This window comes from Bacillus sp. LSHTCR4, from assembly GCF_057197025.1.
This window is the reverse complement of the sequence record NZ_JBXUNO010000005.1, coordinates 46,150-69,272: the sequence shown is the minus strand read 5'-3', so window position 1 is coordinate 69,272 and position 23,123 is coordinate 46,150. Positions and strand designations below refer to the sequence as shown.

Here is a 23,123-nt window from a genome sequence, read left to right as displayed (position 1 = left end):
AAATACTTTCTAACATAAGAAATGAAAGGGTGAAGGAATATGGCAAAGAAAAATAATATTGCTCGAAACATTGCGATTGGTGTAGCTGCAGGTGTAGCTGTATCTATGTTGAAGAAAGAAAATCGTGAAAAAGTAAAAAATACTGCAGAAAAAGCAAAAACAAAGATGATTGAAATTGGCGAAAATGCAAAGATCAAAGAAAAAGTGCAAACTGTTACAGATAAAGGACGCGAACTTGCTGATTTAAATGTAGTGAAAGCGAAAGTAGCAGAAATTAAAAAATTGACGCCGTCTGTTGTAGAGACGTTAAAAGAAACGAAAGAAATTTTTAGTAAGAAAAAAGTTGAGCCAGCAGAGAAGCCAGAAACGATTGAAATTCAAGCTGTATCTCCAAAAGTAGATGAACTGAAAGCAGAAGAAGAGCCAGTAGTTGCTGAAGATGGCGGTATGAAAGAAGCGCGTGAACTATTTATGAAAGACTCCAATGTAGAGGAAAAAAAAACTGAAGCGTACATTGAGTTGAAGCAAGATAAAGAAGAGAAGAAAAGCGTTTAAACATATATGAGAAAAATTTTAGAAAAGGTGAGAAGAAATCGTACGTATTCGTTTGGTAAAGATTTGTATGACCGGACGATGCGCGATGATGTAGCGGGCTTGGCAGCACAGCTCGCTTATTTCTTCTTGCTTGCGATTTTTCCTGGGCTTGTTTTCTTAATTACGCTTCTTGGATTCATTGACCTTCAAACAGAAAGTGTGCTCAATTTATTAGAACCGTACGTACCCGAAGATGCAATGTCCTTAATTGAAGTAAACGTGGATAAAGTTGTAAATGAGCAAAATGGTGGTTTATTATCATTTGGTTTATTGTCAATGTTATGGTTTGCTTCAAACGGGGTAAATGCGGTTATGAATGCTTTTAACCGTGCGTATGATGTAACAGAAACACGTTCTTTTATTAAAACGAGAGCGTTATCAATTGTATTTACATTAGCAATTATTTTTATGATTGTGTTTGCGCTAATTGTTCCAGTGTTTGGACAAGTCATTGGGGCAGCGGTATTTAAAGCAATTGGTTTATCGGATAGTTTTTCTTACGTGTGGAGCATTACACGATTAGTAGCGAGTTTCTTCGTACTATTTGCGTTGTTTAGTTTTTTATATACATTTGCACCAGATCGAAAGTTAAAAAGAAGAGAAGTCATTTCAGGAGCAACATTTGCTACTGTAGGATGGATTGTGGTATCGTACTCATTTGCTTATTATGTAGATAAGTTTGCGAATTACGCCAATACATATGGTGGTCTCGGTGGTATTATTATTTTAATGTTATGGTTTTACTTGACTGGATGGGTAATTTTACTTGGCGGTGAAATTAATGGTTTACTCCATCATTATAGGACGGGTGACAATAATTCCCGTAATGAAAAGTGAGCTCTTGTTCCATAATAATAAGGAACAGGGGGGATATGTCATGAGTAATAATAAAAAGAATCACAACAATAAAAATAACAATAAACAAAAGAGTAGTTCGCATCCAAAGCATAAAACGAGTGGTAGTGCGAACGGTCATAATAGCTACCATTAGAAAAAACGGGTCCTTTAGAGGGACCCGTTTTATTTGTTTCCTTTTAATAATCGTAAGCCATTTAAAATGACTAGAATCGTACTTCCTTCATGCCCGATAACACCAAATGGAAGAGCTAAAAATTGCATGAAGTTTGAACAAATCAGCATTGCAATTACAGCTAGTGAAAAGATTACGTTTTGCTTTACAATACGGTTCATTCGTTTTGATAAGCGGATTGCTTGTGAAAGTCGAGATAACTCGTTCTTCATAAGTACAACGTCTGCAGTTTCTAAAGCTACGTCTGTTCCTTCTCCCATCGCTACACCAATGCTAGCAGTAGCGAGTGCAGGGGCATCATTTATACCATCTCCGACCATTGCTACTGTCCCGTATTTTTCTTTTAGCTTTTTAATCGTTTCCACTTTTGTTTCTGGTAAGCATGATGCGTAATATTCCTTTATATTACTTTCAGAGGCAATTGCTTTTGCTGTTTCTTCATTATCACCAGTAATCATAATTGCTTCGACACCGATGCTTTGTAATTCGCGAATAGCAGCTATCGTTTCTTGGCGAAGTGTATCTTTTAAAGCGATAAGTCCAAGGATGCCATCCCCATCACTAATATAAACGACAGTTTTACCTTCTTTTTCAAGTGAGGCAGAAATACCATTATGAAATGTCTTTGTTTCTTCACCGATAAAATCAGCTTTACCTATTTTATAAGCTTTGCTTTCAAATATTCCTTTTAGCCCAAAACCAGTTACATCTTCGACATTTTCTGGTTTTTTTAATGTAATGTCATACGCATGTTGTGCATACTTCACAATAGATTCAGCTAAAGGATGTGTAGAGTGACTTTCAATTGCTGCTGTAATAGAAAGTACTTCTTTTTCTGTCATATTTTCTCGAACATATACATCTGTTACGGTAGGTTTTCCTTGCGTTAATGTTCCTGTTTTATCAAAGGCAATTGCTTTTACTGAAGCGAGGCGTTCTAAATGTATGCCACCTTTAAAGAGAATTCCATTTCTTGCTCCGTTAGAAATTGCAGATAATGTTGCTGGTGTAATGGCAGCAACGAGTGCACAAGGAGATGCGACTACAAGTAAGATCATAGCGCGATAAAACGTTTCATTCCAGCTCCAATCTAGTAAGAAATGAGGGACGAACATCATAAGCGCAACAACGAGTAGTACACCTTTTACATATGTTCCTTCAAACTTTTCGATGAATAGTTGTGATGGTGATTTTTCACTTTGTGCACTTTGAACGAGACGGATAATCTTTTGGAATAATGTTTGATCGCTTGGCTTCGTAATTTTAACTTCGATAGCACCGCGTAAATTTACAGTACCAGCAAATACTTCATCACCATGTTTTTTTTCATTTGGAATAGGTTCACCAGTAATCGCTGCCTCATCGATATTTGTTTCACCGCTATGAATCGTACCATCAGCAGGAACGCGCTCACCTGGCTTAATTAAAATAATGTCGTTAATTTGTAATCGTCCAACAGGAACACGTTCCTCGGTTCCATTTGAAATACGTAATGCTTCTTCAGGTTGTAGATCAAGAAGCGCTGAAATTTCTTTTTGGCTTTTACTTAATGTATAAGATTCCATCGCACCGCTTAGTGCGAAGATAAAAATTAAAATTGCGCCTTCTGCCCAGTAGCCAATAATGGCAGCCCCGATAGCAGCAAAGAGCATAAGCATTTCGACATTTAGCTCTTTCTCTTCGATGGTATCTTCAATACCTTCTTTCGCTTTTGCATATCCACCAACTATATAAGCAAGGATATAGCAAGTAATTCCTACATTCATTACATCGTTCTTTGTAAATAACCAACCAGCTAAAATGAAAATACCAGATGCGATTGCAAATATAAGTTCATAATGTTTCTTTAATGTATCCCATAAAGAGGGATGAGAAATAGACTTTTGTACTTGTAATGTTTTTACTTCTGAGTTCATTACTACTCGCTCCTTCCAAATTCTTATTGAGAAAAATAATCAAAATCGAAACCCCTATAAAACGACGAAAGCTGCCATCCATAATGGATAGCAGCATTTCTGTTGAATCTGTTTTTAACAGTTATTATGTTGTAATTATTCTATAGTATATCATATGTTTTTATAAGATGGCACAGTTTTGTTTCAAGTATAAACGGAAAACTTGTGTTTTCGCAATACCTTTGGTATATATGAATATTGTTCATAAAAAGATCGGAAAGGAAGACAACAAGTGAAGACAGAGAAATTTTTTACCCATCCGATTGGCGTATTAATTGCTGCAATAGTAGCAACTTTTTTATGGGGAAGCGCATTTCCTTTTATTAAATTAAGTTATGCTGAACTTGGAATTCAGCCACAAGAAGTTGGAGAGCAAATATTATTTGCTGGCTATCGTTTCTTTTTATCTGGAGTTATGCTTTTATTCTTCTTTAAAGCGTTAGGAAAAGATATGAACTTTAAAAAAGGAACGGGGAAGCAGTTAGTACAAATTGGTTTATTTCAAACATTTCTTCAATATATATGTTTTTATATTGGAATGAGTTATAGCTCTGGTATTGAAGGAGCTATCATTTCAGGAACATCATCATTCTTTCAAATTTTACTTGCACACTTTTTATATAAAGATGATGCTCTTAATGTGAGAAAAGTAATTGGAGTTTCTATCGGCTTCTGTGGTGTAGTTTTAGTAAATGTACCGAGTGATGGTAGTTTGTCATTCCATTTCGGAATCGGTAGTTTATTACTTCTTAGTGCAGCAATGTTGTATTCATATGGGAATATATTGGCGAAAGAAGGTAGTAAAACATTAGATGTTGGCTATATGACAGCATACCAAATGATTTTTGGTTCTATCGGACTATTATGTATAGGTGCTTTGCAAGTTGGAGTCATGCCATTTACATTTAATGTACATGCAATACTTATGCTGATTTACTTATCTTTCTTATCCGCAGCAGGATTTTGCATTTGGAATACAATTATGAAGTACAACAAAGTTGGAAAAGTATCAATGTATATGTTCTTTATACCCGTATTTGGTGTGTTATTATCGAGCATGATTTTAGGAGAAGCAATTCATTCATTTGTATTATTCGGTTTAGCGTGTGTAGCTGCGGGAATTATTGTGGTGAATCGAACGCCAGCTAAGCGGAAAATAGAGAAAGAAAAACAAGTAGCATAGATAATGAGAAAACGATTACAATGGAAGAACAGTGCTGTTCTTCTTTTTTTATATAGAAAAAGGATAATAGACTAGGTGTCACGAAAAAAGATACAAAAAGTATTTATTGAGGAGAACATATTATGAATCTACTTTACATGGTGTTAATTGCACAAATCATTCTTTTTTTAATTGGTGCAATTTATGCAATAGGACAGACAAAAAAGAAAAGAAATAATATGCCGTTACCTTTAGCGGTGCGTCTTATTCTTAGTTTTTCTTTAACAGTAAGTGCAATTTGGATATGGTTACAAGATCCATCAGTAGAGTATAGTACGTGGGTTGCACTAGGGATGACTTTATCAACTGTAGGAGATTTATTTATGGCGGGTTTGATTCCAATTGGTCACAGATTAATTGGAGGTATGATTACTTTCGCTCTTGCTCATTGTTTTTATGTAAAAGCATTTTTGCAAACAGGCATTTCATGGAATGGTTTTTGGATTGGTTTACTCCTATACGGACTCTTTCTCATTATAGGATGGTTCTTCTTTATTCGAAATGATAAACAAGATAAATTGTTTACGATAGGAGCGCTAATTTACGGATTGTGGGTTGGAGGAATGGCTTGCTTTGCATTCGCTTTATACTATGAGAATACAGGAATATGGTGGATACCAGCTTTTGGTGGTTTACTATTTGTGATTTCTGATTTTATTATTGGCGTGACAGATATTGGAGGACGCAAATTAAAGTATGAACCACTTTGGATTTGGTTTACATACGTAGCGGCTCAAATGTGTATTGTATATGTGGGAATATAAAAAGATACTCTCCAAATAGTGGATAGACTATTTGGAGAGTATCTTTTTTACTATTTTGAGCCGAGTTTTGAGATGAGAGTTTTACTGCCTATAAATAGTGAGGTAAATATAAAATATGGTATATAAAAATAAAAAATTTATGAGGATGTTATTTTTAAGTTTGCAATATTCGAATTATTAAATTCAGAATTTTGTGGAAATTAATCGATTGAAGTCCTTATAATAAAAGTAAAAAGATGATGAGATGGTGGAATGATGCAAAAGAAAAAACGTTTGCGTGAATTCTTTGGAACAATTGCAATTGCCTGTCTGCTCGTGTTTTTGGCGAAAATTTTCGTGTTTTTTCCTACGACTGTAAAAGGGGCGTCCATGAAGCCAACGTTACAAGATGGGGATAAGGTGATTGTGAATAAGTTGGCAAAGCAATTTGAAAGTTATGGGAGAGAAGATATTATTGTTGTGAAGACGGATAATTTTTATGTGAAAAGGGTTATTGGCTTGCCTGGCGATGTTATTGAGGTGAGAAATGATCAATTATATGTAAATCATGAAGTGATAGAGGAAGTGTATTTGTATAGTAATAAAAAACAAGCTGAAAAAAAACTTATGAATTTAACGGAGGACTTTGGACCGATTACAGTTCCTAAAAATAAGATTTTTGTTATGGGAGATAATCGCTTAATAAGCAGAGATAGTAGAAATGGTTTAGGACTCATTGATAAAGCTGATGTATTAGGAGAATTAGCAGCAATTTATTATCCATTTGAACATATGAAAATAATGAATTAAAGTAAAAAACCAAGCAAATTTCAGTTTGCTTGGTTTTTTATCCCGCTTTAATGGGCAGTAACACCCCCACCTCAAAATTCAGCGAAAGCAAGGAAGTTAGGTGGGGGTCGGGCTGCCCATAAAAGTCCGATTGGTGAGGGCTGATAATCAGTGGGGGATGAAGAAACCCCCCACTGATTAAAGTTTCACTTTATGTTAAATCGTAGGAGACTCATTAAATTCATAGACGTCTTTATTATTTTTGTTCGTACTTAAAACGAATTTGTGCTGCAATAGTTGCAGTTTAAAGAATGCTAGTGGATCATGATAAGTTTCTGGGTTGCTTCTTAATGTTGTTAAGGTTTGCTCGTCTTCCTGTATTTCAAGTTGAGCGGCTTCTACATTTTGTTTCAATATGCTAAGTGGATCTTTAAAGAACATCATGATATCTCGTTCTAATGCGCCTTCAAATACTTCAAATTGAAGGAAGAATTGTTTTGAGATTGTTTGAGCAATTTCCGTATAGTCTTCCGTTTCGATGTATTGTTTATATTTATTTGCGAGCATAGATTGATTTTTTTGCATGTTACCAAACAGTTTTCCTGCACTCTTTAAGAAAAATTGTGTCGGTGTAAAGCGTAATAGAATATTGATGTTCGATACTGTAATTCTATTTGTCATACGCACAACATCTCGATGCCAATCATCTAGTAATTTGAAATCGCAAGGAAGTTTCATTCGTTCTTCTTTATATAATTTATTAAACGTTTCACTCATTTCATCTAAATAAGATTGAGCCTGAATAAATTCATTATGCGCTGTTTCAATCCACTCTTGAATAAACCCAGTAAATTTAGGAAGAAGTACCTGTTGTACATGTTTTTGAATTCGTTCGTTCATCGCAGTATTTAATTCTTCATGAACTAATTTGAAATCACTATCTTCTTGAACAAGGTCAGAGCAGCTCTGTAATAATTCAGGAATTTGAGAATGGATATCTCGTGTGATTTCTTCTTTCGTTAAAAGATAAGACTCTGTAATAGAACGAATTTTATCTTTTTCAAGAGCGGTAAGATTGTTAATAAATCCATTTAGTTTTACTGAGATATGTTTATTCCAGCGTACTGATTTGACTAATGTATTTTCTAATTCCACACGTTCATTTACAAGGTATGCGATTGTCTTTTGAGTAAACCATATTAGTTTTTCTATACGTTCTTGTTCTATATCGCGTTCTGATAGATTAGAAAGAATAGACTCTGTCACGTCTCCAAGTTGCTGGCTACTCTCTTGTGAAGGAGAGTATGGGAAGAACTGCGCACTTGGGAAATGGACTTTAATCTTACTCATTAGTTTTTCATTCTTGTCCGCACTATTTGTGTGTAATACGAAATGAATTTGTAAGTTTGGTACTTGTTCACGTAAATAAAGTAATGTATCAAGCTCTTCACCATGTAACAGCGAAGCAGAATTTAATACGTAAATAAGACTATCTGCCGCTTGTAAGTATTCAAAATATGAGCTGTTTTTATCCACTTGTCCTTGAACAGATGGTGTAACAAGAAATGCAAACTTATTTTTTCTTAAAAATCTACTTGGTAACTTAATTTCTATACATTTGTTCTCAAGTTCTGACTGGTCAGGTGTAGCCATTATTTGATGGAATTCATCAAAGTTCGGTATATTGTGCACATCTAACGCAGTGAATTCTGTTATTTCAGTTTGGCTATCATCTTTAAATAGAATAGGAGTTGTTATAGTTTCAGTTAAGATGTTCTCTCCTAATATTGAATTGACGAATGATAATTTATCATGGTCACTAGTTCCCGCTATTAGTAATTGTGTAACATTTAAATCACATAGTTCATGAACGAGTAACGTAAATTGATGACTTAAATCTACATCATTTTTTTCAGCCCATACAGCAATTGTTTCGAATAAATGAGAAACAGTTTCCATATTTACATTTGTTTCAGCTGTTGAATTAGAGAGTAGGGCTCCCGCACTTTTTACAAGTAATGACTCTAAAGTTGTAGGTGCAACTTCATTCCATGCTAACACTGCGGCAGAGACAAATAGGGCGTCTTTTGCTCTCGTTAAACTAAACCAGTTTGTTAATAAATCAGGTACAAGTCCTTGCATTTCATGCATGAAATGCTCACCAGTAATTAATTCAAAGTACGTATCTTGATAGCGTTCAACAATTTCATGCCAATCGTCATTGTTGTCTGTTTCAATATGTAAGAATAAATGATTGATTGTTTGAATCCAAGGTAGATGCGATTTTTCATTTTGATAGCTGTTCCAAAGAGCAATAACTAGTTCCTTAAATTGGACTTGATCAATTGCATATAAAGCTTTTAAAGATTCATAGAAATATTCTGGTTTGATTTGTTTCGTAAATCCTTGATTCACATAATTGATTAAGGTATCGAACCAGTGTAATGATTTTGTTCGAATTCCTTCTTGAACGGCAAGTTCGATGGCGTTATTCCAATCTTCTTGTTTTTCATAGAATGAGCGAGCAATTGAAGTAATATTTGGATAATCAGGTTGAAATGCAACAGCCTCACTAATCGTCTTAAATGCTAAACCTAAACGATCTTGTTCGATATAAAGAGAAAGAAGTTGTAAGGAAACTTCCATTGTAAGAGTTGTATCTTCCGTTTGGATAGATTGATACATTTCTTCTGCTTTTGGTAAGAATCCTAGTTCAAAATAAGCATCTGCAATATTTTTGGTTGCCCAAAGTGCAAGCTCGTTATTTACTTTCTCCCATTTAAATATTGCTGCTTCAAAGTCTTTATTTTGGTAATAAAATTCACCTTGAGCAAAGCGGATATTAGAAATGTTGGAGAATTCATTTGTAGATTCATTTATATATGCTTCACCGAGTACTTCTGATACTGGAGTAGAAGTTTCTTCTGTTAAAAATGTTTTATAGTAAACCTTTTGGATAAATTGATTTTCAATGGTCATGTTCGTTCCCCCTGTATAATTTAGAAAAATGATGTTGTATGTAAAGGGTGCATGTTCTTTTAATAGGTAGAAGTTGCATTATATCGACCAAACTATGTTTTTGCTAGGTATATCATTTTTCCTGAGAGTTAAACCGTTGCGAAAAGTAACTTTCCTTTATTGTAACAAAAAAACAGGCAGATGAATTTTTATTTTTTAATCATGGTATTTGTAGATAGTAAGATTAGCGCTTCAAAAAGAGGTGAATATAAGGGAAGAAGGTGGGAGTCTAGCGCATGATTGATGTGTACTAAGAATGAGCGAGGATGAACAAACCCTCACTGGTTAATGGTTCAATTTCTTCCTGCTAAAGGAATGGATAGAAGTAGAGTTCATTATAAAAACAATGTATAGTGAATATGTATACCATGTTTGTCTGAAAGATAGAAAGGGCACAATGTGGAATAACGATCGTGCATAGGATGTGTCTTCCGAATGGAACAACATATTGGCGAGTTAATCGCACATTATGGGTATTTTGGAATTATTATAGCTTTAGCTGGCGGGATTGTTGGATTACCGATACCAGACGAGTTTTTATTGACCTTCGTTGGTTATAACGTTTCAAAAGGAGTTATGTCAGGGACTGCTGCTTTTTTAAGTGGGATGGCTGGTGCGATGTTAGGCATTACATTAAGCTACATATTAGGTTTAAAACTTGGACTTCCAGTTTTAAAAAAATATGGACCAAAAATTAGAATTAAAGAACATCACATTGAAAAAACACATGTTTTATTTGAAAAATATGGACCATTTCTTTTAATAGTTGGTTATTTTATCCCAGGAGTACGTCATTTAACAGCATATTTTGCTGGGATGTCGAATTTAACACTTTGGCGTTTTTGTTTGTACGCTTACGGTGGTGCGCTTATTTGGATCAGTGTTTTTATTGGACTTGGCTGGAAGTTAGGAGAGAAGTGGCGTTTCGTTGAGTATAGTTTGCATCATTATGGAATATGGATTTTATTCATTTCAGTAGTTGTTACATGTGTCGTATGGTTTTACATAAAGAAAAAGAAAAACCGCTAATAGCGGTTTTTTTAGCTGAAAGCAATAAATAGTACACCAGCTGTAATAAAGACAACACCAATACCGGTCATAAAGTTTAACTTTTCGCCGAGTATAATCATCGCGAGAATGATAGAAAATACGACGCTTAGTTTATCGACAGGAGCCACTTGGGAAACCTTCCCTGTTTTGAGGGCGAGAAAATAAAATAGCCATGAAGAAGCACCTGCAATTCCGCTTAATGTGATAAAGAGAAGTGCTTTTTTATTTAGTAGTACGTCGCCGATATTTTGAAATTTACCTTGTATAATAATAACGCCTACCATAAATAATGCCATGATAATAGAACGAACTGTCGTAGCGACATTGGCATCGATTCCATCTAAACCAATTTTACCGAAAATAGATACAAGGGCAGCAGCAATTGCTGATAATAGTGCGAATAAGAGCCATGAACTCATAGTAAAATTCCTCCAATCTTACATTATTATACATGAAAATCATTCTCATGTATAAAGTGAATGGGGTTTTACCGCCTCGCAAAGAGCTGGATAGATAACGAAATAATCCCCACCTTATATTTTTCATAAGGTGGGGATTATTATACTACTCTGCAATTTCTTCATATAAAAAGTACGTTACATTATAAATATGTTCTACTTCATCGTCTGTCATAAACAATAATTCGTCACGCTCAATCCCTTTTTTCTTTTCGATAAACTCAATCATGTTTTTACGTTCTTCTCTTTTCATCAATTTTATTTCTCCTCTCAATCTGTTTTAATACAGTTTATTTAAGTTACTGCTATTATATAACAGAATCTTTAGAAAGTTCCACCTATTTTATTGTTTTTTTCAGAATAACTTTTCGACAAAACAAGCCCACCTAAAGGGGGCTTGTTTTAATTTATAGTCGTAAAAACTCGGGCTCAGTCGTACCGGCACCATCAATGTAATAAATTGTATCGGGATTAATTTTAATTAGTACATAATTAGGATCTTCAGGACCAAGTAACCAGCGTTTTAGGCTATTATTCCAAAACTTATTTTTTAATGTGGAGTCTTCCTCGATGGAGGCTAAGCCTTCTACTTCAATATAATCTTCATCTAATTTTTTTCCTTCACGCCCAAGTAGTACATGTACATTTGGATTGTTTTCGATATCTGTTATCTTTTTGGATTGTCGATCTGTTGCAACATACAGTACAAAATCTTCATGGAAAAACATCATAAAGGCGCTATGAGGTTTCTCATTTCGCACTGTAGATAATACACCAGTACGTTGACCTTGAATAATAGTTGCGATTTTTTCTTTTAAGTGCATAATTTTAACCCCTTTTCACAATTTATAATTCTGTCTGTTTAAACAAGATAATTTAAATATCTTTCATACTGTTTTCTTCAATCCGATTTTTTAAACGCAATTGTGATGAAATCGGACAAGTTAGGAGAAGAATAATAATAATATTGAGGAGAAATACATACGATGGAAGGATGGAAAGCATGTTTAATAAAATATTTCTTATCGTGGCTCTTATAGGTGTACCACTGTCTGTACTTGGGAAAACACTTCATTGGCCTCAAACAATTATGTTCGCTGTGTATTGTATTACGATTATCGCATTAGCGGGTTTTATGGGGAGAGCGACAGAAAGTTTGGCAATTGTTTCTGGTCCTAGAATAGGTGGATTATTAAATGCTACTTTCGGTAATGCCGTTGAACTAATCATTTCAATTTTTGCACTTCAGGCAGGATTAATTGAGGTGGTGTTAGCCTCTTTAACGGGTTCTGTACTTGGAAATTTATTATTAGTAGGGGGGCTATCCTTTTTTGTAGGAGGGCTTAAATACAAAAGACAAAGTTTTAATGTGTATGATGCAAGGCATAATTCAGCTTTATTAATCTTTGCTGTAGTAGTAGCATTTGTTATTCCAGAGATTTTTTCAATGAAGATGGACGCTGGAAAGACGTATCAATTAAGTATTGGTGTCTCGATTATTATGATTATTATGTACCTTGCTGCATTGCTATTTAAGTTAGTTACGCACCGTGGTGTATATCAGCATAAAAGTGATGAAGTCGCTCATGAGGAAGAACCAGAGTGGTCGAAAGGGAAAGCATTACTCATTTTAGCGATAGCAACAATTGCGGTAGCTTATGTGTCAGAGGCGCTCGTGCATACATTTGAGACAGTTGCAAAATCATTTGGTTGGTCAGAACTATTTATAGGGGTTATTATCGTCGCAATTGTTGGGAATGCAGCGGAACATGCATCTGCAATTATTATGGCGTATAAAAATAAAGTAAATATTGCAGTTGAGATTGCAGTTGGTTCTACATTACAAATTGCCATGTTTGTTGCTCCTGTATTAGTACTGCTTTCTATGTTCTTCGCGCAAAGGATGCCTTTAGTATTTACAATACCAGAACTTGTTTCTATGATTACAGCTGTTTTCTTAACGATTGCGATTTCAAATGATGGAGATACAAACTGGTTTGAAGGCGGTACTTTATTAGCGGCGTATGTCATTATGGGAATTGGTTTTTATTTATTATGAAAAATAGGCATAACAATTGTGCCCAGAGAAAACAATAAACGAAGTAGTATATACCTTTACGTAGGAAGGAGCCAGACAGGTGAAACGAGTATACAGCATATGTCTTTCAACTATGGTCTCGTTTATTCTATTATTTCCTAACATGAGTTTTGCAAAGACAACGGTAGAAACAAAAATGCCTTCATCTGTTTTAAATATTTCTAAAGACAATACGTTTCCAAACGATGCGCAAGATTTACCGCGTTTGCAGCCGAGTAAGTTTGCTCAAGAACTATTGAAAACAGCAAATATTAAAATTGAAAACCCAGACTTAATTCGAATGTTTAATGAAACGACAATTTCGAATGCGCCGCTTGCGGTAGGGTACCGAGCGAAGATTTATTTAGGTCAATGGGCTTTGCACTATGAATCGATTGATACATCGATTAATTGGGAATATAAACAAGTAAATCGCAATGTGTATGATAATCGAGGGGGAGATCGCCTATATCCGCTACGCTATAAGCAAGAAACGCAAAAGACGGTTGAAGGTGATTTAACAGCAGATATGAAAGATGCTGCTGATGTGAAAAAAATGATGCTTCTCAAAGCGCTCGAAAAAGTACAATTGCCGCTTTCATTTAAGACGACCATTGGTTATGGTACAGGACATGAGCGTGTGTATAATATTAGTCCGAGTCAACTTGGATATTTATATGCTTATACACCAGCGGTAAATGAAAAAGGAAAAGTAACGTTTGGAGAAGTATACCTTGTATTAAAGGGAAATCAAAAAAGGCTCGTTGTAAAAAATATTACTTCTCAAGGAATTGGAGCTGCTATTCCAATTCATGATCATTTATTCTTTAAATTCATTTCTTCTTCTCACTCGCAATAATAAAAAAAACGTCAGCTTATAAGCTGACGTTTTTTTTATAATGTAATGTTTGCTGTTTTTGATAAGAAATCTTCTGTCGGATAGTAGCTGTTTTTTACAAGAACATTCGGTCCAAGGCATTTTACTGCAGGACAGTGACAGCTTAATGATTTTGCTGTTTTTGAAGCACTCCATTTATCATAAGCTTCTTGTAATGTGTTTGTTTGTATGTTTCCTAGAAGGGGAACGTCACCAAAATCAGTTACAATAATATTTCCATCGAAAATGTTAACGTTTAAACGAGAACGACCATCGGGATCGTTACGAACAGTGACATTTTTGCTTTCTTGTAATTTTTTAAATGTGGCAATGTCTCGCTCGTCATCGCTACAAGCATAGAAAGGTAAAGTTCCAAATAACATCCATACATTTTCATCGCGAATTTCTAGTAAATGCTCAATTGCATCACGAATCTCAGCTTTTGTTAAAATCTCTAGCGTACTCGCGAAGTCACTTGGATACATTGGATGAACTTCATGACGTTTACAGCCCATTTCGTCAACGATTTGACGATGAATATGTTCAATGTGTGGTAGAGTTCTTTTATTCAGCATCGTTTCGGCTGATACGAGTACACCGGCATCTGATAGAGCTTTACTATTTGTAATCATACGTTCAAATAATTTCGCACGCTGTTCATACGTAGGTTTACGCTCCATCATTGCAAATCCACCTTCAACGAAGTCATCAATTGTTCCCCAGTTATGAGAGATATGCAATACGTCTAAGTAAGGAATAATTTGTTCGTAACGTGCTAAATCTATAGTTAAGTTTGAGTTGATTTGAGTGCGAACGCCTCGTTCATGGGCGTATTTTAAGAGTGGTGTTACATAGTTGTCGACGGATTTTTTTGAAAGCATAGGTTCTCCGCCAGTAATACTTAAAGAACGTAAATGAGGAATCTCATCTAATCGTTTTAATAAAAGATCCATCGGAAGCGGATTCGGGTCTTTCGGCTGTAACGTGTAACCAACAGCGCAATGCTCACAGCGCATATTGCATAACGTCGTCGTTGTAAACTCAACATTTGTTAATAGTAGTTTGCCGTACTCTTCAAGGTCCATATACGCTTCCCATGGATCGTAAGAAGGAGTAATCGGCTTCATTTTTTGTGATATCGTCATATGAAATACTCCTTTGACTATTGAAATAACAATTTGTCCATTCTCTATAATAGAAGAATATGTGCTTTTTATAAAGCGAAACTTTTTAGAGGAAAAAGAGAGAGGGCTTACATTATAGCGAATAACCGTGACAAAATTGATGAAATTACATACCCATTGTAATCATTTTTGCGGTATAATAAAAGCAACTCGAATTAAAAGGAGAGTGCCTTCATGGGAAAAGCAATTCAAGATAAAGATACACAATTAGTATATTTAAAAGAACGTTTAAATATGTTCATTGAAGTAATTGATACAATTGAACCTGAAGAAGTAGAATTAGAAGATGTAGATCGTCTTCTTGCAATGTTAGATGAATTAGAATTAAAATGTGAGCAATTTAAAAAAGACGAATAATATATTAAAAAGGCTGCCAATTCCAATTTGGTAGCCTTTTTCTGTGCGGATAATAGAAGGACGATAGAAAAAGAGGTATAATCAAGTTGTGAAAAATTTCATTTATGCTTGAATAGCTTGAAACAAATAAAAAGCTAAAGAGCATAACAATGAAATTTTCAGCTCATAACGTTTTGGTAGCGTTCACAATTGAGGGGGAAGTAACAATGGAAAAGCTTCAAGAAAGCATGTATCAACTAATTGTTGAAACGTCAACGAACTTACCGAAAGATGTTCGTCGTGCGATTCAACAAGCGAAAGAGCGAGAAAATGCAGGGACTCGTTCTGCAATGGCACTTGGCACAATTACAAATAATATTAAAATGGCTGATGATAACATCTCACCAATTTGCCAAGATACAGGGATGCCAACGTTTAAAATTTATACACCAGTTGGTGTGAATCAATTAAAGTTGAAGGAAGCTATCTATAATGCGCTTGAGCGGGCGACAAAAGATGGTAAACTTCGTCCAAATTCTGTTGATTCTCTTTTTGGAGATAATAGTGGAAATAATTTAGGACCAGGTACACCGGTTATTAAGTTTGAACAATGGGAAAAAGATTATATTGATGCACGTTTAATCCTAAAAGGTGGTGGCTGTGAGAATAAAAATATTCAGTATAGCTTACCATGTGAATTAGAAGGACTTGGACGAGCTGGCCGTGATTTAGAAGGGATTCGTAAATGCCTTCTTCATGCAGTATATCAAGCACAAGGTCAAGGATGTAGTGCAGGTGTAATTGGTGTTGGTATCGGGGGAGACCGCACATCAGGTTACGAATTAGCAAAAAATCAATTATTCCGTACATTAGATGATGTCAATCCAATTCCAGAGTTACAACAACTTGAAGATTACGTATTAGAAAATGCGAATAAGCTTGGCATTGGTACGATGGGATTTGGCGGAGAAACAACTTTACTTGGCTGTAAAATTGGCGTGTATAACCGTCTGCCAGCTAGCTTCTACGTATCTGTGGCGTATAATTGCTGGGCATATCGCCGCCTTGGTGTAACAATCCATCCTGAAACAGGTGAAATTATGGATTGGTTATATCAAGAAGGTGACGATACACTGAAGCAAGAAGCACAAGAAAAAACAGAGCAACGTGAGATTGTATTACAAGCGCCAATTACAGAAGAGCAAATTCGTGAACTTCGCGTTGGTGATGTTGTAACAATTAATGGCATGATGTATACAGGTCGTGACGCAATCCATAAGCATTTAATGGATAACGATTGTCCGGTAGATCTAAATGGGCAAATTATTTACCACTGTGGTCCAGTTGTTGTGAAAGATGAAAATGACAATTGGCAAATTAAAGCGGCAGGTCCAACGACAAGTATTCGTGAAGAACCGTACCAAGGCGATATCATGAAGAAATTCGGTATTCGCGCTGTTATTGGAAAAGGCGGTATGGGTGCGAAAACATTAGCGGCTTTAGAAGAACACGGCGGTGTATATTTAAATGCAATTGGTGGTGCAGCACAATATTATGCTGAATGTATTAAAGAAGTGAAAGATGTTGATTTCTTACAATTTGGTATTCCAGAGGCAATGTGGCATTTACGTATCGATGGATTTAAAGCAGTTGTAACAATGGATTCTCACGGTAATAGCTTACATGCAGATGTTGATAAAACATCACTTGAAAAATTAGCTAGCTTTAAAGAGCCAGTATTTAAGTAAATAAAAAATGCATCTCGAATGATTCGAGATGCATTTTTTTGGTATATATAGAAAAACATGTTCAGCATGAAAGAATGCACGGCAACAGAAACTACAAGTACGATTATATATGGAAAGGAGACTATTTATGAAATATAAATGGTTATATATCGGTCTCATTTTTTCAATTATGATGGCACTTGTTCCAGTTTCAGCACTAGCTTATACAAATACCCCACATAACTGGGGAATTCCGCGTCCTAAAAATGAAACAGTACCAGATGCAGGGAAACTGTATACAGAATTGCTACAAAAAAATGGCGGGTTTTATTTAGGAGATACGAAGAAAAAGGATATTTATTTAACATTTGATAATGGATATGAGAATGGATACACAGGGAAAATATTAGATGTATTAAAAGAGAAAAAAGTACCAGCAACTTTCTTTGTAACGGGGCATTATATTAAAACACAAAAAGATTTATTGTTAAGAATGAAGGATGAAGGACACATTATTGGAAACCATTCGTGGAGTCATCCTGATTTCACAGCGGTAAATGATGAGAAACTTCGTGAAGAATTAACGAGTGTAACGGAAGAAATTAAAAAAGTAACTGGGCAAAAAGAAGTGAAATATGTACGTCCTCCGCGCGGCGTATTTAGTGAAAGAACGTTAGCTCTTACGAAAGAAATGGGCTATTATAATGTATTTTGGTCACTTGCATTTTTGGATTGGAAAGTAGATCAGCAAAGAGGATGGCAATATGCGCATAATAATGTTATGACGATGATTCACCCGGGATCTATTTTATTACTTCATGCAATATCAAAAGATAATGCAGAAGCACTTGCAAAAATCATTGATGATTTGCGCGAGAAAGGGTATCATTTTAAAAGTCTAGATGACTTAGTAAAAAGCAATCAACCGTAAGCATGTATGCTTGCGGTTTTCTCATGCTATAATGATGTGTAAAAAGGATGGGGAAACGTATGTGGAGCGAACATGTTACGTTAGAGTATCCGTATCATTTTGAAGAAGTATTAAAACGTTTATCTTTTGATCCTCTTAACGTCATTCAATTAGATGAGAAAGTTATTTATGTCCCGCTTTGTATAGACGAGGAACAGATTGTTGTTCGCCTGCAAGGGATTGGTACTGTTCAAAATCCACAGTTTTGGATTTCTAGTCCGACAGGAGATCCAGAGAAAGTTATGAAACGAATGAGGGCCATTTTTCATTGGAATGAACCGTTTCAAGATATACAAAATCATTTTTTAAACACATCATTACGTCCACTATTTGAAACATATGCTTATACTCCAATTATTTTAGAATTTGATTATTTTGCTTGTCTTCTTCGTTGTATCATTCATCAACAAATAAATTTGAAATTTGCTACTGTGTTAACAGAACAGTTTGTGAAACGATATGGAACAGAGAAGAACGGTGTATTCTTTTTCCCCACTCCAGAAATAGTAGCAAATATTTCAATAGAGGAATTGAGAGAGCAGAAGTTTAGTCAGCGAAAGGCTGAATATATAGTAGGATTAGGTCGAAGTATTGCCAGCGGTACATTAAATTTAGCGAGTATAGAAAACAAGGCGGAAGAAGAGGTTTCAGCACAATTGTTACCAATTAGGGGGATTGGTACATGGACAGTGCAAAACTTTTTAATGTTTGGGCTTGGACGGAAAAATATGTTTCCGAAAGCAGACATTGGGATTCAGCGTGCAGTACAAGGTGTATTTCAATTAGATGATAAACCTGATGATGCATTTTTAGAAAAAGTGAAACAAGAGTGTGAACCATACTGCAGTTATGCAGCGTTATATTTATGGAAAAGTATAGAGTAGAGGTGTAATAATGATACAAAAGCAACATGAGAGTAAGTTGGAAGTTGGTCAAACGTTTCCTGTGACAATTAAACGTCTTGGGATTAACGGAGAAGGCGTTGGTTATTTTAAGAGACAAGTTGTTTTCATTCCAGGGGCATTACCAGGAGAAGAGGTTGTTGCTGAAACGACGAAAATTCAGCGTGGCTTCGCTGAAGCGAAAGTGAAAAAAGTTCGTAAAGCTTCACCACATCGCGTGAAAGCACCATGTCCGGTATATGAAGAGTGCGGCGGTTGCCAATTGCAACATTTAGACTATAAAGAACAATTAAATCAAAAGCGTGATATCGTTGTACAAGCATTTGAGAAGTATATGAAAAACAGTTTGGAAGAGAAAATTCGTCCGACGCTTGGTATGGAAAATCCATGGCATTATCGTAATAAGAGTCAATTACAAGTGGGGCGTAAAGACGAAAAGGTTATTACAGGGCTGTATAAACAAAACTCACATCAGTTAATTGATATTGCTCATTGTATGATTCAACATAAAGCAACGAATGAAGCGACAAAAGTTGTAAGACGTATTTTAGAAAAATTAAATGTTTCTATTTACAATGAGAAAAAACAAAAAGGTTTAGTACGTACAATTGTGACACGTACTGCAGTTCAAACAGGGGAAGTACAAGTTACACTGATTACAACAAAAGAAGAGTTGCCAAATAAAGAACAATTTATTGCAGAAGTACAAAAACAGATGCCAGCTGTTAAATCGATTATGCAAAATGTAAACTGGCGTAAAACATCTGTTATTTTCGGTGATAAAACATTTAAATTAGCTGGAAAAGAAGTAATTCAAGAAACACTTGGTGATTTATCATTTGAACTATCAGCACGTGCATTCTTCCAGTTGAATCCAGAACAAACGGTTGTTTTATATAATGAAGCGAAAAAAGCGGCTGCTTTAACAGGAAATGAGAAAATTGTAGATGCGTATTGTGGTGTTGGTACAATCGGACTTTGGCTTGCAAATGATGCAGCGGAAGTACGTGGTATGGATGTAATTCCAGAAGCAATTGCAGACGCAAGAAAAAATGCGAAGCGTCACGGATTTACAAATACGAAATATGAAGCAGGTAAAGCTGAACAATGGTTACCGAAATGGGTAAAAGAAGGATGGCGTCCAGATGTAATTGTTGTCGATCCACCTCGTACAGGTTGCGATGATAAATTACTGGAAACAATTTTAAAAGTGAAGCCGAAACAAGTTGTTTACGTATCTTGTAACCCTTCTTCATTAGCACGTGATGTACAAGCGTTAATGAAGAGCTATGAAGTGGAATATGTACAACCAGTTGATATGTTCCCGCATACAGCTCATGTAGAAAATGTAGTGAAGCTTGTTAGAAAGTAAAGTGTATTTATATTCCCTCACGATATGAGGGAATATTTTCTATGAAGGAGAATAAAATGAACAATTATAAATTAACGATTCAGTACGATGGTGCACGTTTTAAAGGATGGCAACGTCTCGGTAATAACGATAATACGATTCAAGGAAAAATCGAAAGTGTCATTTCTGAAATGGTCGGAAAAGAAATTGAAATTATCGGTTGTAGTAGAACAGACGCTGGTGTACATGCTTTGAATCAAGTTGCTAACTTTCAAAGTGATGAGAAGTTAGTGGAACATAAAGTGAAAAAATATTTAAATCAATATTTACCTAATGATATTAGTATTACGAATGTAGAAGAAGTACATGATCGCTTCCATGCTCGTTATAATTCTAAAGCAAAAACATATCTGTATAAAATTTGGAATGAAGAGCATACGAACCCATTTATGCGTAAATACAGCATGCATGTGAATAAAAAATTAAATGTGAAAAGCATGAAAGAGGCTGCGAAATATTTAGTTGGTTCACATGACTTTACTGCTTTTTCAAACGCGAAATCAAAGAAAAAGTCTATGGTGCGAGAAGTATATGCACTTGATGTGATGGAAGAGGCAGGATTTGTACAAATTAGAGTAAGTGGTAACGGATTCCTTCATAACATGGTACGAAAAATTGTTGGAGCATTAATTGAAGTTGGATTAGGACAATTAGATGCAGAAGCAATTCCACAAATTCTAGAGGCGAAACAACGTAATCAAATTAATTGTCTTGCTGAGGCGAGTGGTTTGTATTTGGAGAATGTTGAGTTTTAATAATCAGTAAAAAAATCGAGCTGTGTAGGCTCGATTTTTTATGTTTTGGCGTTAAGAAGATTTCTCTTTCTTCATACGTATCTTCAAATTCCAAAAAGTAGCAAGCATAATAGCTGCAAAAGAGCCGCTAATTGTTGCTAGTAGTTTTGCATAAGGATAGGCATTCATATCAATGAGTAACATCATACATACAAGGGTAGGGAAGAAGGCTAAGTATTGTAATAACTTTAATTTTGTATCACTACTCATATATATCATTCCTTTCAAGTATGTTATATGTTAATTATAGCATATTTTACCAAAAAATATTTGTACTTGGAAACAGAGTAATCAAGTTTGAGTAGGCAATAAAAGTCTAATCGGTGAGGGCTAGTAATCAGTGGAAGATGGACAAAAACTCCACTGACTAAATTCTTATTTTATATGTGTAAATGCAGTTTTTTAATTCGATATTGTAAGTTTTGCCTACTTAATCCTAAAAACTTTGCAGCTTGTGAGATATTACCGTGGTACTCTTTCAAAATTTGATTGATGTAGTTCTTTTCCATTGCCTCTATTGTGTGCTTTAACGTTTTAGGTGCATCAGCATTGTTATTAGTTAGGAAAGGTTGCATATTGAATTCTTTTTTTATTCGTTCGCGAAAGCGAGTGGGAAGATGAAACGCTGTAATGATATTTTCATCTTCAACTAAATTCATTGAACCTTCAATGACATGTTCCAATTCTCGTACGTTTCCAGGCCAATCATATGCATACAGGAATTCTCTTACATGTACATCTACATCTGTTACGCCGAGTCCAAATTGAATGTTGTACTTTTCGATAAAGTATTGAACAAGAGCAGGAATATCTTCTTTTCGTTCACGTAAAGGCGGGAGACATAAAGTAACGACACTTAATCGGTAATATAAGTCTTCCCGCAATCGATTGTGTGTCATAGCTTCAAGAGGGTCTTCATTAATAGTTGCTATAATACGAACATCAATTTCTTTTTCTTGTGTGCCACCGATTCTTCGTATTGTTTTTTCTTGTATAGCTCGTAGTAACTTCGCTTGAAGTGCTGGACTTAATGAGTTGATCTCATCTAATAACAAAGTTCCTCCGTTTGCTTCTTCAAATAAACCAGCTTTATCAATAGCTCCTGTAAATGCACCGCGGTTCGTACCAAATAATAAGCTTTCCATGAGTGTATCAGGTATAGCGGCACAGTTTTGTGAAATAAATGGTTTGCCTGAACGCTGGCTTTCATTATGGATACTTTGTGCAAATAGTTCTTTACCGGTCCCTGTTTCTCCTACGAGAAGTATAGAAGAGGATGTACGAATTACTCTCTTAGCTTCTGTAATGACGGATTGAATAGCGCTAGAATTACCGATTATGTGATCAAAGGTAAACTTATTATTTTGTTTTCGAGAAAAGCTGGTTTTCATTGTTTGTTTGAAATGATTCATCTCTGTTGAAATTTCAATAGCGCCTTTAATTTTTCCATTTTCTATTATAGGGAAAGTATTGTTAATCGTCGTAATTTCTTGCCCTTTATTGTTAAAATATGTTTGTTTTATATTTTTGTTTGTTTTTCCTAATTTTAATGCTTCTATAAGAGTACTATTTTTATTTTCTTCAAATGCGAATACTTCTAAAGGATTTTTATATAACACATCTGAGCGTTCCATTGATTCAATTTCCATCATTTTGCGGTTATAGATAATCGTTTTACTTTCCTCATTAATAATATGAATCCCGATATCGAGTTCATTGAGTAAAGTTTCATATAGCATATTCATTTCAATGATCTGTTTTAAATTAATTTCTTCTGTACGCATAGATTATCTTCTCCTCATTTCACCCTATGAAAACTGACTTTTTATAATTTTATTAAAATTCTTATAAAATCGCAAAATTTTTTTGCTATTTACCTTTTAAAACTTCTTAAATGATAGAAAAATTTTGCGGTTAGGAAGTTTTTTTTGTGAGAAACCTTCATTTTAAGTAGGAATTGGAGATTGGTACGCATTTTGCATAAAT

The 23,123-nt window shown here is 35.0% G+C and carries 22 protein-coding genes; 14 read left to right on the top strand and 8 right to left on the bottom strand.

Annotated features, from left to right (window positions below; all coding sequences use genetic code 11):
- Positions 1 to 39 precede the first annotated feature (39 nt).
- Together AC2CGR_RS24205 and AC2CGR_RS24200 are read left to right on the top strand one after the other, a co-directional pair.
- Entirely contained in the window at positions 40 to 555 is a 516-nt protein-coding gene (locus AC2CGR_RS24205; RefSeq protein WP_001085393.1) for a DUF4075 domain-containing protein, read from the top strand.
- Positions 556 to 561: 6 nt separating this feature from the next.
- Positions 562 to 1,431, top strand: a complete 870-nt coding sequence (locus AC2CGR_RS24200; RefSeq protein ID WP_001226530.1) for a YihY/virulence factor BrkB family protein — start codon at positions 562 to 564, stop codon at positions 1,429 to 1,431.
- Positions 1,432 to 1,614: 183 nt separating this feature from the next.
- On the opposite strand, the gene AC2CGR_RS24195 is transcribed toward AC2CGR_RS24200, so the two are convergent.
- Positions 1,615 to 3,540, bottom strand: a complete 1,926-nt coding sequence (locus AC2CGR_RS24195) for a heavy metal translocating P-type ATPase (protein ID WP_029437325.1) — start codon at positions 3,538 to 3,540, stop codon at positions 1,615 to 1,617.
- A 271-nt stretch (positions 3,541 to 3,811) separates the two neighbouring features.
- Here AC2CGR_RS24195 and AC2CGR_RS24190 point away from each other — a divergent pair, with 271 nt between their 5' ends.
- The 3 genes from AC2CGR_RS24190 to lepB all read left to right on the top strand — a co-directional run bounded on the left by AC2CGR_RS24190 (position 3,812) and on the right by lepB (position 6,354).
- Positions 3,812 to 4,762, top strand: a complete 951-nt coding sequence (locus AC2CGR_RS24190) for a DMT family transporter (protein WP_270185539.1) — start codon at positions 3,812 to 3,814, stop codon at positions 4,760 to 4,762.
- A gap of 122 nt (positions 4,763 to 4,884) precedes the next feature.
- Positions 4,885 to 5,565, top strand: a complete 681-nt coding sequence (locus AC2CGR_RS24185; protein ID WP_087964413.1) for a lysoplasmalogenase — start codon at positions 4,885 to 4,887, stop codon at positions 5,563 to 5,565.
- Between the two features lie 252 nt (positions 5,566 to 5,817).
- On the top strand, positions 5,818 to 6,354 hold the full coding sequence (gene lepB, locus AC2CGR_RS24180; protein ID WP_087964414.1) for a signal peptidase I: 537 nt from the start codon (positions 5,818 to 5,820) through the stop codon (positions 6,352 to 6,354).
- Positions 6,355 to 6,549: 195 nt separating this feature from the next.
- Here lepB and AC2CGR_RS24175 read toward each other — a convergent pair whose 3' ends face one another.
- A complete protein-coding gene (locus AC2CGR_RS24175; RefSeq protein WP_270185538.1) occupies positions 6,550 to 9,312 on the bottom strand; it encodes a tetratricopeptide repeat protein in 2,763 nt (920 codons plus the stop codon).
- 474 nt (positions 9,313 to 9,786) lie between these two features.
- Here AC2CGR_RS24175 and AC2CGR_RS24170 point away from each other — a divergent pair, with 474 nt between their 5' ends.
- Entirely contained in the window at positions 9,787 to 10,380 is a 594-nt protein-coding gene (locus tag AC2CGR_RS24170) for a DedA family protein (RefSeq protein WP_087964416.1), read from the top strand.
- Between the two features lie 11 nt (positions 10,381 to 10,391).
- On the opposite strand, the gene AC2CGR_RS24165 is transcribed toward AC2CGR_RS24170, so the two are convergent.
- From AC2CGR_RS24165 to AC2CGR_RS24155, 3 genes are all read right to left on the bottom strand, one after another.
- Positions 10,392 to 10,820, bottom strand: a complete 429-nt coding sequence (locus tag AC2CGR_RS24165) for an EamA family transporter (protein WP_000100304.1) — start codon at positions 10,818 to 10,820, stop codon at positions 10,392 to 10,394.
- Positions 10,821 to 10,965: 145 nt separating this feature from the next.
- Positions 10,966 to 11,112: a BH0509 family protein gene (locus tag AC2CGR_RS24160; RefSeq protein ID WP_000817786.1), complete on the bottom strand. Its 147-nt coding sequence runs from the start codon at positions 11,110 to 11,112 to the stop codon at positions 10,966 to 10,968.
- Positions 11,113 to 11,266: 154 nt separating this feature from the next.
- Positions 11,267 to 11,683, bottom strand: a complete 417-nt coding sequence (locus AC2CGR_RS24155) for a pyridoxamine 5'-phosphate oxidase family protein (protein ID WP_000550219.1) — start codon at positions 11,681 to 11,683, stop codon at positions 11,267 to 11,269.
- Between the two features lie 179 nt (positions 11,684 to 11,862).
- On the opposite strand from AC2CGR_RS24155, the gene cax reads away from it, so the two are divergent.
- The gene (gene cax / locus AC2CGR_RS24150; protein WP_000482146.1) at positions 11,863 to 12,918 is read left to right on the top strand and encodes a calcium/proton exchanger; all 1,056 of its coding nucleotides are present in this window, start codon (positions 11,863 to 11,865) and stop codon (positions 12,916 to 12,918) included.
- 79 nt (positions 12,919 to 12,997) lie between these two features.
- Complete coding sequence (locus tag AC2CGR_RS24145) at positions 12,998 to 13,795, top strand: YfkD famly protein (protein WP_001990596.1); 798 nt, start codon at positions 12,998 to 13,000, stop codon at positions 13,793 to 13,795.
- A 35-nt stretch (positions 13,796 to 13,830) separates the two neighbouring features.
- Here the strand turns inward: AC2CGR_RS24145 and yfkAB are convergent, their stop codons facing one another.
- Entirely contained in the window at positions 13,831 to 14,958 is a 1,128-nt protein-coding gene (gene yfkAB / locus AC2CGR_RS24140) for a radical SAM/CxCxxxxC motif protein YfkAB (protein ID WP_000156015.1), read from the bottom strand.
- A gap of 213 nt (positions 14,959 to 15,171) precedes the next feature.
- Between yfkAB and AC2CGR_RS24135 the strand changes: the two genes are divergently transcribed.
- From AC2CGR_RS24135 to truA, 6 genes are all read left to right on the top strand, one after another.
- Positions 15,172 to 15,354 (top strand): SE1561 family protein, encoded by a 183-nt coding sequence (locus AC2CGR_RS24135; RefSeq protein ID WP_000513558.1) that lies wholly within the window; start codon positions 15,172 to 15,174, stop codon positions 15,352 to 15,354.
- A 206-nt stretch (positions 15,355 to 15,560) separates the two neighbouring features.
- On the top strand, positions 15,561 to 17,081 hold the full coding sequence (fumA, locus tag AC2CGR_RS24130) for a class I fumarate hydratase (RefSeq protein WP_074565800.1): 1,521 nt from the start codon (positions 15,561 to 15,563) through the stop codon (positions 17,079 to 17,081).
- 127 nt (positions 17,082 to 17,208) lie between these two features.
- Positions 17,209 to 17,991 (top strand): delta-lactam-biosynthetic de-N-acetylase, encoded by a 783-nt coding sequence (gene pdaA, locus AC2CGR_RS24125; RefSeq protein ID WP_000875962.1) that lies wholly within the window; start codon positions 17,209 to 17,211, stop codon positions 17,989 to 17,991.
- Positions 17,992 to 18,050: 59 nt separating this feature from the next.
- Entirely contained in the window at positions 18,051 to 18,914 is an 864-nt protein-coding gene (locus tag AC2CGR_RS24120; RefSeq protein ID WP_131101347.1) for a DNA-3-methyladenine glycosylase family protein, read from the top strand.
- 10 nt (positions 18,915 to 18,924) lie between these two features.
- A complete protein-coding gene (rlmD, locus tag AC2CGR_RS24115; RefSeq protein WP_000615194.1) occupies positions 18,925 to 20,304 on the top strand; it encodes a 23S rRNA (uracil(1939)-C(5))-methyltransferase RlmD in 1,380 nt (459 codons plus the stop codon).
- Positions 20,305 to 20,360: 56 nt separating this feature from the next.
- A complete protein-coding gene (gene truA / locus AC2CGR_RS24110; RefSeq protein WP_029437333.1) occupies positions 20,361 to 21,098 on the top strand; it encodes a tRNA pseudouridine(38-40) synthase TruA in 738 nt (245 codons plus the stop codon).
- 51 nt (positions 21,099 to 21,149) lie between these two features.
- On the opposite strand, the gene AC2CGR_RS24105 is transcribed toward truA, so the two are convergent.
- On the bottom strand, positions 21,150 to 21,347 hold the full coding sequence (locus tag AC2CGR_RS24105; protein ID WP_029437334.1) for a hypothetical protein: 198 nt from the start codon (positions 21,345 to 21,347) through the stop codon (positions 21,150 to 21,152).
- A 170-nt stretch (positions 21,348 to 21,517) separates the two neighbouring features.
- Positions 21,518 to 22,921, bottom strand: coding sequence for a sigma-54 interaction domain-containing protein (locus AC2CGR_RS24100; RefSeq protein ID WP_087966808.1), 1,404 nt, complete (start codon positions 22,919 to 22,921; stop codon positions 21,518 to 21,520).
- Positions 22,922 to 23,123: the final 202 nt, after the last annotated feature.